Origin of the sequence: Paenibacillus phyllosphaerae (genome assembly GCF_014192105.1) — a bacterium.
In the GTDB taxonomy this organism is placed as follows: Bacteria; Bacillota; Bacilli; order Paenibacillales; family Paenibacillaceae; genus Paenibacillus_Z; species Paenibacillus_Z phyllosphaerae.
Genome location: NZ_JACHXK010000024.1, coordinates 14,669 through 28,891 on the forward strand (window position 1 = coordinate 14,669; position 14,223 = coordinate 28,891).

Annotated in this window: 16 protein-coding genes; 9 read left to right on the top strand and 7 right to left on the bottom strand. The window is 54.4% G+C overall.

Annotated features, from left to right (window positions below; genetic code table 11):
- Window positions 1-214: 214 nt before the first annotated feature.
- Both FHS18_RS29575 and FHS18_RS29580 read left to right on the top strand, forming a co-directional pair.
- Entirely contained in the window at window positions 215-1,057 is an 843-nt protein-coding gene (locus FHS18_RS29575; protein ID WP_183604011.1) for an RMD1 family protein, read from the top strand.
- Between the two features lie 68 nt (window positions 1,058-1,125).
- Entirely contained in the window at window positions 1,126-1,698 is a 573-nt protein-coding gene (locus FHS18_RS29580; RefSeq protein WP_183604012.1) for a GNAT family N-acetyltransferase, read from the top strand.
- A gap of 60 nt (window positions 1,699-1,758) precedes the next feature.
- Here FHS18_RS29580 and FHS18_RS29585 read toward each other — a convergent pair whose 3' ends face one another.
- From FHS18_RS29585 to FHS18_RS29605, 5 genes are read right to left on the bottom strand one after another with little or no spacing between them, the layout of a single operon-like run.
- Entirely contained in the window at window positions 1,759-2,559 is an 801-nt protein-coding gene (locus FHS18_RS29585; protein ID WP_183604013.1) for a tyrosine-protein phosphatase, read from the bottom strand.
- A 25-nt stretch (window positions 2,560-2,584) separates the two neighbouring features.
- A complete protein-coding gene (gene phnC, locus FHS18_RS29590) occupies window positions 2,585-3,364 on the bottom strand; it encodes a phosphonate ABC transporter ATP-binding protein (protein WP_183604014.1) in 780 nt (259 codons plus the stop codon).
- Window positions 3,365-3,377: 13 nt separating this feature from the next.
- Window positions 3,378-4,232: a PhnE/PtxC family ABC transporter permease gene (locus FHS18_RS29595; protein WP_183604015.1), complete on the bottom strand. Its 855-nt coding sequence runs from the start codon at window positions 4,230-4,232 to the stop codon at window positions 3,378-3,380.
- Window positions 4,232-5,026, bottom strand: a complete 795-nt coding sequence (gene phnE / locus FHS18_RS29600; protein ID WP_183604016.1) for a phosphonate ABC transporter, permease protein PhnE — start codon at window positions 5,024-5,026, stop codon at window positions 4,232-4,234. Before phnE ends, FHS18_RS29595 begins: the two co-directional genes overlap by 1 nt.
- Window positions 5,027-5,055: 29 nt before the next feature.
- On the bottom strand, window positions 5,056-5,955 hold the full coding sequence (locus tag FHS18_RS29605) for a phosphate/phosphite/phosphonate ABC transporter substrate-binding protein (protein WP_183604017.1): 900 nt from the start codon (window positions 5,953-5,955) through the stop codon (window positions 5,056-5,058).
- A 213-nt stretch (window positions 5,956-6,168) separates the two neighbouring features.
- On the opposite strand from FHS18_RS29605, the gene FHS18_RS29610 reads away from it, so the two are divergent.
- The 3 genes from FHS18_RS29610 to FHS18_RS29620 all read left to right on the top strand — a co-directional run bounded on the left by FHS18_RS29610 (window position 6,169) and on the right by FHS18_RS29620 (window position 7,974).
- A complete protein-coding gene (locus tag FHS18_RS29610) occupies window positions 6,169-6,807 on the top strand; it encodes a GntR family transcriptional regulator (RefSeq protein WP_183604018.1) in 639 nt (212 codons plus the stop codon).
- Window positions 6,808-6,976: 169 nt separating this feature from the next.
- A complete protein-coding gene (locus FHS18_RS29615; protein ID WP_183604019.1) occupies window positions 6,977-7,468 on the top strand; it encodes a hypothetical protein in 492 nt (163 codons plus the stop codon).
- Window positions 7,465-7,974, top strand: coding sequence for a hypothetical protein (locus FHS18_RS29620; protein WP_183604020.1), 510 nt, complete (start codon window positions 7,465-7,467; stop codon window positions 7,972-7,974). The genes FHS18_RS29615 and FHS18_RS29620 overlap by 4 nt, the downstream gene beginning before the upstream one ends.
- 110 nt (window positions 7,975-8,084) lie before the next feature.
- On the opposite strand, the gene FHS18_RS29625 is transcribed toward FHS18_RS29620, so the two are convergent.
- Entirely contained in the window at window positions 8,085-8,975 is an 891-nt protein-coding gene (locus FHS18_RS29625; RefSeq protein WP_343060734.1) for a helix-turn-helix domain-containing protein, read from the bottom strand.
- Between the two features lie 156 nt (window positions 8,976-9,131).
- Between FHS18_RS29625 and FHS18_RS29630 the strand changes: the two genes are divergently transcribed.
- Window positions 9,132-10,511, top strand: coding sequence for an MATE family efflux transporter (locus tag FHS18_RS29630; RefSeq protein ID WP_183604022.1), 1,380 nt, complete (start codon window positions 9,132-9,134; stop codon window positions 10,509-10,511).
- Window positions 10,512-10,617: 106 nt separating this feature from the next.
- Window positions 10,618-10,791, top strand: a complete 174-nt coding sequence (locus tag FHS18_RS29635; protein ID WP_183604023.1) for a hypothetical protein — start codon at window positions 10,618-10,620, stop codon at window positions 10,789-10,791.
- A 76-nt stretch (window positions 10,792-10,867) separates the two neighbouring features.
- Here the strand turns inward: FHS18_RS29635 and FHS18_RS29640 are convergent, their stop codons facing one another.
- A complete protein-coding gene (locus FHS18_RS29640; RefSeq protein ID WP_183604024.1) occupies window positions 10,868-11,911 on the bottom strand; it encodes a LacI family DNA-binding transcriptional regulator in 1,044 nt (347 codons plus the stop codon).
- 486 nt (window positions 11,912-12,397) lie between these two features.
- On the opposite strand from FHS18_RS29640, the gene FHS18_RS29645 reads away from it, so the two are divergent.
- Window positions 12,398-13,303: an ABC transporter permease gene (locus FHS18_RS29645; protein ID WP_183604067.1), complete on the top strand. Its 906-nt coding sequence runs from the start codon at window positions 12,398-12,400 to the stop codon at window positions 13,301-13,303.
- A gap of 17 nt (window positions 13,304-13,320) precedes the next feature.
- Window positions 13,321-14,202 (top strand): carbohydrate ABC transporter permease, encoded by an 882-nt coding sequence (locus tag FHS18_RS29650; RefSeq protein WP_183604025.1) that lies wholly within the window; start codon window positions 13,321-13,323, stop codon window positions 14,200-14,202.
- Window positions 14,203-14,223: the final 21 nt, after the last annotated feature.

Here is a 14,223-nt window from a genome sequence, read left to right on the forward strand (position 1 = left end):
ATCGGTTGGTATTCGTCCCAAGCTTCACAGGCTGCGCTTAGCTGACAGGGATATACAGTGTCGCCTTAGGCGCAAATCACAACCCTATCCGCGAATTTCTTGCAACATCTCGATCCCTTAGCGCGTTCCTGTCCAGCCGGGGAGGTTAAAGCCCTCCCTTTCTGTTAACCATTGGTAGTATACCTTAAAGACTACGACAGATAAGTGGTGAACCATGGACGATATTACCTTCAAGGCGCTGGCGGTCGCCAATGAGATCGATCTGAACAAGATTGCCATCCACGCGGGCATTCGCAAGAAGTACACGTGGGAGCAGCCGTTAATGATGAAGAGCAACCAGCTCAAAAAGATTTATCACCGCCCAGTCGACAGCCTCCAGCAGGTGCTCATCTTTTCCTTCGGCAGCGTCGTCTTCGTCAACCATTCGAATATGGACGAGATTCATGCCTTCCTGCGATTCATTCAGTCCTTCGAGCCGGGCATCCATACGAAGCAGGCATTCCAATACACGGACGACTATAAGCTTCATATTGAAGAGATCGAGAGCATGGAGCTGACCGATGAGCATGTCGTGGTACCGGCATTCGAGTTTTTCTTCCCTGAATTGATCGCGACCGTGCTGGCCAAATCGGTAGCGCTCGAGAAGATCGAAGACCAGCTGGGCGAGATCCAGGACAACTTGGAGCTGATGATCGACCGGTTGGAGCGGGGCAAGCTGCGCGTGGGCAACAAGGAGCTGGCCAGTACGACGGCGAAGATCGTGCGCCATGAATACAACACGCTGGCGTACATCATGATCCTGGACAAGCCCGAATTAACGTGGACGCACAACTCGGCCAGCCACTTCTATGACGAGATGCTGAAGTTCTTCGAGTTGAATGACCGGTATACGATTCTGAAGAGCAAGACCGATATTCTGTATCATATTCTGGAAGGATTCTCGAATATCAGCTATTCCATCCGGGGCTTGTTCGTCGAATGGATCGTCGTCATCCTCATCGTCATCGAAGTGGTGCTGACCCTGCTCGAGATCGTCGGGTGGATTCCCGCGCATTAATCAAGACATGATCTGACGCCGGCAACATGATAGAATCAGGGTATCTTGTGCTAGAGTAGGTGTTCGTGATGATCGAGAAGCAACGGCGGGATCGGGTGAAAAGGGTGGAGGAGCTGCACATACGCCGACTGGGTGCGGTTGATGTTCCTTTCGTGCTGGCCCTTATGGAGGAGGTTATTGCGCGGCTGCCGTCGCAGGCGCTGTTCGCGATGGATGATGAAGCCTACCTCCTTGCGCATGTCGAGGAGAGAGGCGAGATCTTCGGCGCCTACCGGGATGGCGCGTTAGTGGCCTACTCGGTATTGGCGTATCCCGGCAAGTGCGCCGGCAATCTGGGTCCGGAATTCGGTGTACTCGAGCACGAATTAGATGACGTGGCAGTACTAGACGCTACGATCGTCCATGAATCCGCCCGCGGGCTTGGACTTCAACGGCGCTTCCATGAGCTGCGGGAGCAGCGTGCCAGAGAGCGGGGCTGCCACTATCTATATGCGACGGTCCATCCGGACAACGTTGCAAGCGTCCGCAATCTGGAGGCTGAGGGTCTTACACTGCAATTCACTCGCCCGATGTATGGCGACAAGCTGCGGCATTGCTATGCCAAACAGCTGGATCCGAACATGAAGAAGAGCGCTATCTAATCGGTAGCGCTCTTGTTTTATTTGTATGAAATTGGGAATGAAAGGTGGGTGGGCTAACTTCTACTCCAAGCAATAGCTGCGAATCTGCTCAATCTTTTCTGCCGTTAGACCGAATTCCGCTTCGAAGTAAGCTTCCATGCTGCCATACTCGCCCTCGATCGCCGTGAATGCGGACTGAATGAATGCCTCGCTGGCCCCCATCATTTGCGTGACGATGGCCAGCTGCGCCTCGGTCAGCTTACCCGCCAGCTGCGCCATCATGCCCTCTGTCATATGAGCCATCGTCCGATTCGTGATCAGATAGTCCTCCACGATGACCGCCCGCGGCACGCCGAGAAGGCTCAAGATGAGCGCGGCGCCGACGCCGGTGCGGTCCTTGCCTGCTGCGCAGTGATGGACGAGCCCAAGCTTGGAAGTATCGGCCACCAATTCCATCAGACGCTTATAGGAAGCGTTGCGGATCGGGAGCGTGCCGTACATGTTGGCCAACATATCTTCCGTGAATTGCTCGATGAAGCTTGCGTCCAGCGCGTCCTCGTGCGAACGGTAGGCAGCAAGTCCGGGAATGGCACTTACGCGCTCATTCAAGGCGCCGCGGAGAACGGGGTCGGGCTTATGGGCGGCTTCGTCGTCGCTGCGGTAATCGAAGATCGTGCGGATGCCGAGCGTTTCGAGGAAAGCGATATCCTCCTCCGTCAGCCCGGTCAACTCGTCAGCTCGGAAGAAAATGCCATACTTCACCTTGCGACCATCAGCGGCGGGATAACCGCCCATATCGCGGAAATTGCGGCTGCCTTGCAGCGGGATCACCCGCTCGGATGGATAAGTGGCGTAACGTGGATGCAGTTGCAATTCTGTCATTATAATCAGCTCCTAATTAGGTTTGTTATGCACCGGCCTGATTGGCGTGCATCTCATGTTCCTTGCCTTCATAGATGTTGAAGATCATCTCGTCGGTCAGCTGGTCGGCCGTGCCGTCGAATACTTTCGTTCCGGCTTTAATGCCGATGATGCGGGTCGCGTATTTCTTGGCAACTTCGACCTGATGGAGGTTGACCAGGCAGGCGATACCCTGCAGGCGGCAGTTCTCGTAGATCGTGTCCATGACGACCGCGGACGACTTCGGGTCGAGCGAAGCGATCGGCTCATCCGCGAGAATCAGCTTCGGCTGCTGCATCAGTGCGCGGCTGATGCCGACGCGCTGCTTCTGTCCGCCGGACAGTTCATCCGCACGTTTGTACACTTCATTCGCTAGACCGACCTTAACGAGAAGGTCGATGGCGGCTTGCTTGTCCGCTTCGCTGTATCTGCTGAAGACGCCGGCAAGCGGGCTCATGTAACCAAGGCGGCCGTGCAATACGTTCTCCAGCACGCTCGAGCGGTTCACCAGATTATAATGTTGGAAAATCATCCCGATCTGGCTGCGCAGTCGGCGAAGGCTGCCTTTGTTTTTGCTGCTCATCACTTCGCCGAGGAAGGTAATCGTGCCGTCCGTCGGCTCTACCAATCGATTGATGCTGCGCAGCAGCGTCGATTTGCCGGCGCCGCTCGGACCGATGACGGCGATGAATTCCCCGGATTCGACGGTCAGATCGATCCCGGTGAGCGCGAGCGTGCCGCCGCTATAAGCTTTGGTCAAGCCTTGTATGTTCAATATCGTTGTCATGGTTGTCCCTCCATCATCGTCTGGCCAGCTTGCTGCGGACGCGATTCGATATTAATTCAACGGCGAAGATCGTAATGAACACGATGACAATCCCCATGGCCAGATCGGCGAACTCATAATACGAAATGTAGTCTTGCAGCAGGACGCCTATACCGCCTGCTCCGACCATCCCGAGCATAACCGTCTCGGCCACTTCCATCTCGAAGCGGAAGGAGATGATCGCTAAGAAGGGGAGGATCAGCCCCGGCAGCAGTCCCTTGAAGACAATCTGCAGCCAGGAGGCGCCGACCGACCGCATGGCTTCGATCGTATCGTCCGAGGATTCCTCGATCTGGGCGGCGAACGCCTTGATCAAGTACGAGGAAGTCGGGAACAGCAGGCCGAGCACGCCGGCCATGGAACCGAATCCCATGCTGGCGACGGCGAGCAGTACCCAGATCGTCGTCGGAATCGTGCGGATGATCAGCAGCACATAACGCAGCAGCCTGCCGAGCCATTTGACCGGCGTAATATTCTCGGCGATCAGGAAGGACAGCAGAATCGAGATGACGACGCTCAAGACGACGGTGAGAAAGGCGATAATGAGGGAAGTCAGCATGCCATCGACCAGCTGAACGAACGGTTCGAACGAAATGGTCATGAGTTTGCTCGCGATGTCCGGCATGCTGCTGATACCCTGATGGAATTGCTTCCAGCTTAGATCGAGAAAGCTGATGCAGACCAGGAAGAGCACGGCTGCGGCCGTGAAGAACAGCCTTGTCTGCAGCTGCGTCTTGCGGTGCGCGATCTTGATTTTCTTGCCCGAGCGGCCGGCGCGTCTCCCGGATTGCGACGGCGCGTACTGCTGTAACGGCGTTCCCTGCTGCATTATAGAATACGCTCCCTTATCTTCTGAGTTAGGAATTCAACGGCCAGAATGAGCACGATCAGGATGACGATAATCATGGACGCTCTTCCGTATTGGAACAGGTCCATCGCCTGCTTCAGGTTGCTGCCGATACCACCTGCGCCTACAAGGCCCAGAATAGCCGAAGCGCGGATATTAATCTCGAACATAAACAGCGTCCAAGAGTAATAACCAGGCATGAACTGCGGAATAATGGCATGCCGGATGAGCTGGCCGTAGCTTGCTCCGCTCGCCGTGAGCGCTTCGGTCGCTTCCTTGTCCAGTTCCTCGATCGATTCCGCATAGACCCGGGCCAGGAAGCAGATGCCGAACACGAGCAGCGCGAACAGTCCCGGCATGGCGCCCACGCCGAAGATGACGACCAAGAGCGAGGCCCATACGAGGAAGGGCACATTGCGCACGAAGGAAACGATGCCGCGCAAGACGAGGCGGACGACCGGATGGGGCGACGTATTGCGCGCCATCAGGAACGCAATCACGAGGCCGATCGCCGAGGAGATGAACGTGCCGACGACCGCGAAGATGAGCGTATCCAGCACGGGTCGGACGTAGCTGTTCATGTTCGTCATATTTGGCGGCAGGAAATCAGCGAAGATGAAGCGGATGAACAGCGGAATTCCGCTGAGGAATTCCATGAGATCAAATTTCACATAGATGATGGAGAAGGCCAGCGCTGCTGCCAGCAGCGCCAGCGACATCAGTCGTTTAGCTTTCTTTTGCCTATGATGCACCGGCACTGCCGTTTGGTTGTACATCTGTCTTGGCCTCCTTCTTGCGCGACTGTTTATTTAAGCAGTTCTTCCGAAGTCAGGTTCAGCTTCTTGGCTACTTCGCGGATGTTATCGAAATCGCTGTCTTGCACTTCAATGAATTTGGCGTCGGCCATACCGAACAGATTCTCGAAGTATTCCGGATCGTCGTAACCGAGGAGGAACTGTTTGACCTTCGACTTGATGTCGTCCGGAACGGTGTGGCGAATGCCGACCGGCGTTGCATTCAATGGCCCGGAGCTTGCGATGATGCGGTAAGAATCCTTCTCGATCAGACCTTTGGCTTCCAACATCGCCGGGTACATGCCCGATACGCCAGCCGCGTCATACTGTCCTTTCACGACGCCGAGCACGGCGGTGTCATGCTTGCCGGCGAACTGAATATTGCTGAAGAAGTTCGTCTCCAGTTCTTCCGGGTCGATGCCCAGCTCATCGACGATCATCGATTTCGGGAACATATGGCCTGTCGTCGACACCGGATCGACGAAGCCGATCGTTTTGCCTTTCAAGTCGGCGATCGTCTGAATGTCAGAATCCTTCGGAACGATAATGACCGATGCGGGCGAATTGGCAAGCGAAGGCAGGCTGATTCCTACGATCGGTTCGACGCCTGCGCGTTCAGCCGCCACAATATAAGAGAAAGGACCGAATGTCGCCATATCGGCTTTGCCGTTCTTCATCGCTTCAATCGCGGCATTATAGCTCGTCGCTTTATACGATTCAACCGGCAGCCCGATCGTCTCGGACAGCTTGTCCTCGAAAGTTTTGTTCAGTTTGGCTGATTCGTCACTCGACTCGCTCGGCAAGTAGGCGATGACGAATTTTTTCATTTCACCTGACTCCTCAGAGCTGCACGCCGACAGGATCGAGAGGGACATGATGACGAGCAAGAGCAGGCTGACCATTCTTTTCATGATTCAATTCCTCCAATGAATGTTGTGTACCGCTTGGAATACGTCTAGAATTCTAGTTGCACTTTGTTAAACGGATATCATCGGGTTATGTAGCTTTTGCAAACCGTTTTTCAACGTTTTTTCAGATTCGTTTACACGATCTTAACTTTTCAGTCCCTTGTCGTTCGGTCTATACTAGCGACATATCGAGAAGGAAAGGACAGCGATTGACATATGGAAGTAGCCGGTACCCTTATCGACACCGCTTACGATTATTTGCGCAACCAGCTAATTATTGGCGAAGTACTGCCCGGCACCATGCTCTCGGAGAATGAGCTGGCGCTGCAGCTTGGCATGAGCAGAACCCCTGTCCGGCTTGCGATCTCGCGCCTCGAGTCCGAAGGCGTGGTCCAATCGCTCAAGAAACGAGGCGTACTGGTCAAGTCGATCTCCTGGCAGGAGTCTTCCGAGCTGGCCGAAGTTATATTAGCGATGCAATTCTACGCAACGGCCATCATTGAACGGGAAGGTTTCAAGGAGCTGGATCAGCTTCGCGCGATCTATGCGCGTCAGTTGGCAGCGACTGAGCAAGAAGATTACGTCGCTTATATTCAGCACAGCATGGAATTCACGACTTGTTTCGTCTCCGTCCTCCGCAACAGAAGCATGCTGGAAGCGCTCGACAAACATCAGAGCAAGACGATGCTGTTCGGCATTATGAATTACCGCATGACGCCGCATGCCCCGCACTTCAGCGCGACGCCGCACAATGGAAGCATTCTGAAGGCGCTGGAGAATAACGATTGCGAAGCGCTCAAGAACGTGTTATTCGCTTTCTCTTCACGCATTCGCGAAGGACGCTCGTTCTACTAAAGACAAGCCGGATAAGCTGCCGGGCAGCTGCTCGGCTTCATAGACAATCAAAACAGAGGCCCCCATTATGGGAGGCCTCTTCGTTATTGGGGATAGAAATGAATGAAGTCTGCTTCAGGCACCCATACTAAATGGAAAACGGCTTACGCTTAGGAAAAAGGTGACAGCGATGTTTATGCTGGTGATCTGTCTTGTCTTGTTGCTCATCGTGCTGGTACTTGTTATTCTCTCCTGGCGCGCTATGATTAAGCGCCTTGGACCGGTGGAGCTGGCGGCGAGCATCATGTTCGGTTCGCTTATGCTGCAGCAGCTCTCTTATATGCTCGATTACAACTTGAACCTGAAGGATCTCTCCGCTGAGCCTTGGGAGATGGTGGCACTGCGTATGAACCAGGCTCTGCTGTTTCCTATCATGATGACCTGGTGTTCAACCTTCACCGCAGTCGGGGTGAACTGGACGAACCGCGTGCTGATTTACCTTGCAGGTGCGGCGTCTATATCGCTCGTTATGTTCTTCTTCAAGAGTATGGGGTTCGTCCACTATACAGGGTGGAAGGGGATCTATAACTTCGTTCAGTTCATTCTATTCATTCCGCTGAACGACCTGTTTCTTACGTTCTTCCGGACATACGCGCTGGGCAGATCGGGTGGTGCGAAGTGATTCTATATCCCCCTCACGCATTCGACCGCAATGAAGTGTTCATTATCGCGGTATCGATCTTGTCGATAGCGGTCATGTTCACGCTGAAGAGGCGGTTTCCGGCTATCGTCATCTGGTACGTGTTCCTGTTCAATTATTTTCTCGGGGTATTGGTCGATTTCACGATCGCCACGCCGCCGCTTGATCTGTACGATGCGAATGATTGGCCCAACTATGAATGGTTCGACGTCATTCTGTATCTGTTCTGTTATCCCCCAGCGGCTTACGTGGTGATCTATCTCTATGACCGATGGAGCTTGCGGGGTATGAAGCTGCTGACTTACTTGGTGGTCTGCGCCCTCATAACAACAGGACTGGAGTGGATATCGGACTGGGTAGGCGTTTATCATTATAAAGGGTGGCGGCTTGTCTACTCGTTCCCGGTCTATATTGCTGCCTATTGGGTCAATATCGGCATGCTGCATTTCTTGAGAAGGCAGCTCAAGCACGAGGGTCGGCCACACTGACGTTGCGAGGAATAGTGAGGGTTGTCTTAAGCTTAGGCGGGGCCGAGCGGACAGCCCTCTTCGATGTGTCGCCGGGCAACGATCTGGCGGCCAACATGCGGCCGAATCGATTATCCGCCTAGGAAGCGCTGCCGGTACTGCCGCGGCGAGATGCCCTCGTAACGCGTGAACCGCGCGGTGAAATAAGCGGCTTGATGGAAGCCGACCTCTTCGGCAATCCGGGCGATGGTGAAATCGGTGCGCAAGAGCAGCAGCTTCGCCTGCTCGACCCGATACCGGAGCAAATACTCGATCGGCGGGCAGCCGAACTCCGCCTGCATGCAGCGGGCGATATAGATCGGATGGAAGCGCAGCTCCTCGCCGAGCTGCTGCAGCTTCACGTCTTCGCGGTAATGGCGGCGCAGATAGGCGGCCGCCTGCTCCGCGCAAGCCGCTCGCGGCGAGCTTGCCTGCTTCTTGATCGAAGCGGCCAACAGCTGCAGCACTTGTTGAAAGTGGATGTCGATCTGCCAACGCGAGCTGCTCCAGTAGTCGGTTTCGCCGAGCGCGATGAGGCGGTCGATCGTTTCGTACATTTTGCCCGGCTGTGAGAGCATGGTGAATTGGGGCAGATGCAGCTCGTACTTCCGTGCCGAGAACGCTTGAATTTGTCTTGGCACCCCCTCTTCCGGTAGCATGCTCTTGCTCGCTTGAAGACTGTCATCGCCATAGTGCCAGTCACCGGTCGTCTGAAAATGAATCCAGAAGTGCTCGGTCCGCTCACGGCAGTCCTCTATGCCGTAATGGTAGGCGTCAGGTCGCAAGAGGAGCGCGCTGCCTGCGGTTACCTCGTATTGACGGTCATCCTCGCCGACATACATCGTTCCTTGCCGGACGACAAGGAGGTCGAACACGCCGATGTTATGGCGGCTAAGATGGCGGTCGCCTGGCGCGAACGCGCTAAGTCCGCCATGGATATAATGCGGCAGCGGCGGGGCGGTGAATGATATGATATTGGTCACGCTATCATTGTCAATCCCTTCACGATGAAGTTGGAATCGTAATAGTTTCCGTTCTAATCCTGATACACGGCCTTCAGTATAACACTTATAATGTGTACAGAGTAGATCGTTCATGTGTGCATGCGTAATGGCAGCATGGATAGGCTGGAGGTTGGAATGGTGAAGGGGTTAGATCGTAAATTTACATTGTGGGCGCTGGCGTGGCCGATTTTTATCGAGGTGTTCTTGCAGACGCTGCTCGGCACGGTCGACACGCTCATGGTCAGCGAGATTTCGGATGATGCCGTGGCGGTCGTCGGGTATTCGAATCAGCTGTTCAACGCGCTTATGACATTATTCATTACGGTAGCAAGCGGGGCCGGGATCCTAATCGCCCAGCGCATCGGCGCCAAGAAGGAGGAGGATGCGCGTACGATCGGGATTATGTCCGTCTCGGTCAGCGGCGCCATCGGACTTGTGATCAGCGCGGTGCTGTTCTTCTGGCCGCAGACGATCGCGAAGCTGCTTAATATGCCGGAGGATCTGATGCCGCTGGCCGATACGTATATTTCGATTGCGGGCGCGGGGATGGTGCTGACGGCGGTAATGGCTGCGCTGAGCACGGCAATCCGCAATACCGGCAATACAAGAGGCCCGATGTACGTCATCATCGGCGTTAATATTATTCATGTCATCATGAACTACGGCTTCATCTACGGCGCGTTCGGATTCCCGGTATGGGAGCTGAAGGGCGTGGCTGTCTCGACGCTCGCGAGCCGAGTCATCGCGACCGTTGTGCTGATCATGATGTTCCTGCCGGCATTCAGCCGCCGCATCACGCTGCCGGAATTTTTAAGATTCGATCGGAAATTGTTCCAGGAAGTGCTTAAGATCGGCTGGCCGCTCGGCGTTAATATGTCCTGCTGGGTGTTCACGCAGCTGCTAATCTATATGTTCATCGCGATGCTCGGCGCGGCCGAACTTGCGGCCCGTACCTATATGAACACGCTTGAATCGTTCTGCTTCATGCTCGGCTATTCGTTCGCGCTCGCGCTGCAAATTCAGGTCGCGCATCTCTTCGGCGCTTCCCGGACGAGGGAGGCCTACCAAGCGACGTACCGCGCGATGTACATCGGTCTTGTCGTGGTGACGGTTAACGCGCTCGTCATCTTCCTCGTGGGCGGCTGGCTGCTCGGCCTGTTCACCGAGGATAAGGAAATCATTACGATCGGCGTCTCCCTGCTCGGGATGAATCTGCTGCTCCAACCGGGCAAAATGATCAATATGGCGCTCGGCAATGCGCTCAACGCCGTCGGCGAAACCCGGTTCACCAAGTATATCTCGATTGGATCGATGTGGCTGATCGCGGCCGGCGCCTCGTATGTGGCCGGCATCTCGCTCGGCTGGGGACTGATCGGCATCTACGGCTGTATGATCGCCGACGAGTATCTGCGCGGATTACTGTCGTTCTTCCGCTGGCGGAGCCGTCGATGGATGACGCGTTCGCAAGCTCCGGCTTCGGCCAATGCTTCAGGCGGCGCGACCGCGAAGGCATAATAGGTAGGAATCGCAATTGGGCGCTCGTATTCTAGCATTCATCCAATCTTCCGCTTGCAGAGCTTCATAGACTAGAAGTATCTCCAGCGGAAAAGAGGTGATGCTCGTGCTTGCTAAATTGAAGCAACCCGGCTTTATCCTCGGCGTGCTCGGCGCGGCCAAGCTGCTGCTCGATAGCGCGGGAATTACAATTCCGGACGATACGGTCAATGATATCGCCAACGGGATCAGTGCTGTCGTCGTCGTGATTTCGATCTTCATGGACCATGGCAAGGCGTAATTAATAAGCGAAGGGGTTGTACCCGCCGTCATCCGCAAGATGAGATGATGGCAGGTACAACCCCTTTTTGTTTTCGTTATTCGCCCAGCGTTCCGGTCGACTCGCGGTAGATCGGCTCCGTCTGCACATGCGCGACTTGGTAGGGCTTGGACGGATTCTTGATGCGCGATAGCAGCAGTTCTGCCGTAATAATACCCATGTCGCTATTCGGAATATGGACGGTCGTAAGCGGAGGTTCGATGATTCGCGACTCCGGCGAGTTATCGAAGCCGACGACAGCCACCTCGTCCGGCACGCGGATATTGCGTCCCTTCAGCGTGCGCATGACGGCAACCGCGATAAAGTCGTTCGCGCACACGAATGCGGAAGGCAACTGCTCCATCGCTTCGAGTTGGTCGTCGATCCAAGTGGAACCGTCATTGAAGAATCGATCCTCGCCGACGATGCAGCTTGCCGGATCTGCCGGCAGTCCCGCCTCGAGCAGGGCTCGGTTATAACCGGCCCAACGCTCGTAGAAGCTTAAGCAATGATTATAATCGCCCGCAAACCCTATTCGCTTATGCCCGTTACGGATCAGACGCTTCACGACCGAATGCGTGCTATGGTCATTCTCCATCAGGATGACGTCCGCTTGCAGCTCGGAGAAGTCGATTCGAGCCGAGGCGTCGATGAAGATGGCGGGAATGCCGAGGCTGCCGATCAGATCGCTGTACGCCTTATTGAACATCTCGATGCAGATAATGCCGTCCACCTTGCTCGGCTCGAAGTTATTCGGCAGCAGCAGCTGCGAGATCTCCGGTTCGCGGACGAAGTGGATCGATAGATTGAAGCCGTCGGAGCTGATCTTCTTCTCGAGCCCGCTGAGCAGCAAGGAGCCAAAATGCGAGCTGTTCGGCATATTCGACGTGAACAGCGCGATGTTCCCCGTCGTTCGGGCGATCATGCCCTCCGTATCGACGAAGGCGAACTGCTTATATTTCAGTTCGGCGGCCTTCTTGATTACTTTATTCCGCGTCTCGGCGGGAATGCTTTCGTTGCCGTTAAGCGCCTTCGAAGCGGTATTCCTGGAGATCCCGAGCGCGTCGGCAATGTCCTGGATCGTCACTTTATCTCTTGTCATGGCTAAGTTTCTCCCTGATCTACCAATTTGCATTGTTACGGTAAATGTATACTAGCATTGTGAATATGTCAAACTCATTTTTACAAATGTACAAATTGTCTTAGGGGACAGATGGGGGGGACTTATTTTTACAAAAACCCTGTAGTTATTTACATTTTCATGGCTACTAGGTGAATGGATAACGTCTCTTGATGTCCTAATATTGGCTTTATTCACGAAAAAGAGTCGAGATCAATAAATGAATTGTGCAAATGACAACTAAATAGAGTTATAAATGACTATACGAAATGTTCAAATGGATGATAAAAATTTTACAAAAGTTGTTGACGCGATTTGCGTGTGTCTGTTAAATTGTAAAAGCAAGAGGCGGAAACAACCAAATGTAAGCCCTTGCAACATGTGCATATGTTTACTTGGTTTCTATCCAAACAGATGGGGGGTCATAAGTTGGAACAATCGTACGCTATGCCGAAGCGGCAGACTAGAATGCGGCGCAATCTGGACTACATAAGGAAGAACCAATTTCTGTACTGGCTGATCGCTCCGGCCTTTATCCTGACGGTGATCTTCAAATACGTGCCGATGTACGGGGTGATCATCGCCTTCAAGGATTTCAGCTACAACAAGGGGATCATGGGCAGCGAGTGGGTCGGTTTCAAATACTTCGAGAAGTTCCTCACGGCCCCGAACTTCGAGCTGATCTTCATGAACACGCTGAAGCTGAGCCTGTACGGACTTATTCTCGGCTTCCCGGTGCCGATCATCCTGGCGCTCATGCTGAACCAGCTGCGCAGGGCAGGCGCGAAGAAGAATATACAGCTAGCGCTCTATGCGCCGAATTTTATCTCGGTCGTGGTGGTTGTCGGCATGATCTTCATCTTCCTCTCTCCGGTCGGTCCGATCAACAAGCTGATCGAGTATTTCACCGGGCACCCGATCAACTTCATGTCGGATCCGGCGTACTTCCGCTCGGTCTACATCTTATCGGGTATTTGGCAGGCGGCGGGGTGGTCGTCCATTATCTACGTCGCGGCGCTGGCCGGCGTCGATCCCGAGCTGCATAATGCGGCCACGATCGATGGCGCCAACTTGCTGCAGCGGATTCGCCACATCGATCTGCCGACGATCAAGCCGGTCATGGCGATCGTGTTCATCCTGGCGGCAGGCGGCATCATGTCGATCGGCTTCGAGAAAGCGTTCCTGATGCAGACGGCGCTCAACTTGCCGACCTCCGAGATCTTGCCGACGTACGTGTACAAGGTGGGGCTTAAGTCCGGCGATTACTCGTATTCCGCGGCGATTGGCCTGTTCAACTCGGTCATCAACGTGATTATGCTGGTCGTGGTCAATTTCGTCGTGAAGAAATTAAACGAAGGGGAAGGCCTTTATTAGAAGAAAGGAGAGGTACGATGAGTTTCAAGCATACTCGTCTCGACCGGTTTATTCTGTTCATCAACTACGTGCTGCTGGCGCTTGCGGTGTTCATCGTAGTCGTTCCGCTGCTGTATGTGGCGGTCGCTTCATTCATGGAGCCGACGGCGCTGCTGAACAAAGGGTTCTCGCTGAGCCTGTCCGATTACAGCATTGAAGGCTACAAGCTTATCCTATCGAATGACGCGATGCTGCGCGGCTTTCTGAATGCGCTTTTTTACTCGGCGGCATTCGCCATTCTGACCGTAGCCCTATCCGTATTCGCCGGTTTTCCGTTATCGGTGGAAGGGTTCGTCGGGAGCAAGTTTTTCATGACGGTCCTCATCATTACGATGTTCTTCGGCGGTGGCCTCATCCCTACGTTCCTCGTCGTCAAGCAGCTTGGTATGCTGGATACCGTCTGGGCGGTCATCCTCCCGGGGGCGGTCAGCGTATGGAACGTCATCCTGGCGCGGACCTTCTTCAAAGGTGTCCCCAAGGAGCTGAGCGAAGCGGCGAAGGTCGATGGCGCGTCCGAGGCCCGCATTTTCTTCGATATTATTATCCCGCTATCCAAACCGATCATGTTCGTCCTGGCGCTGTACGCCTTCGTCGGCCAATGGAATTCGTTCTTCGATGCGATGATCTACCTGGAGAATCAGAAGCTGTATCCGCTTCAGCTGGTGCTGCGCTCGATTCTCATCCAGAACCAGATCAGCCCGGAGATGATCGCGGATCGTGCGCAGGCTGCCGAGCTTAAGCGGTTGTCCGAGATTATCAAGTACGCTTCGATCGTCATCTCGAGCTTGCCGCTGCTCGTCATGTATCCGTTCTTCCAGAAGTATTTCGAGAAAGGTGTCCTGGTCGGTTCCCTCAAGTAGGGGCGGCTGACATAGATAAGC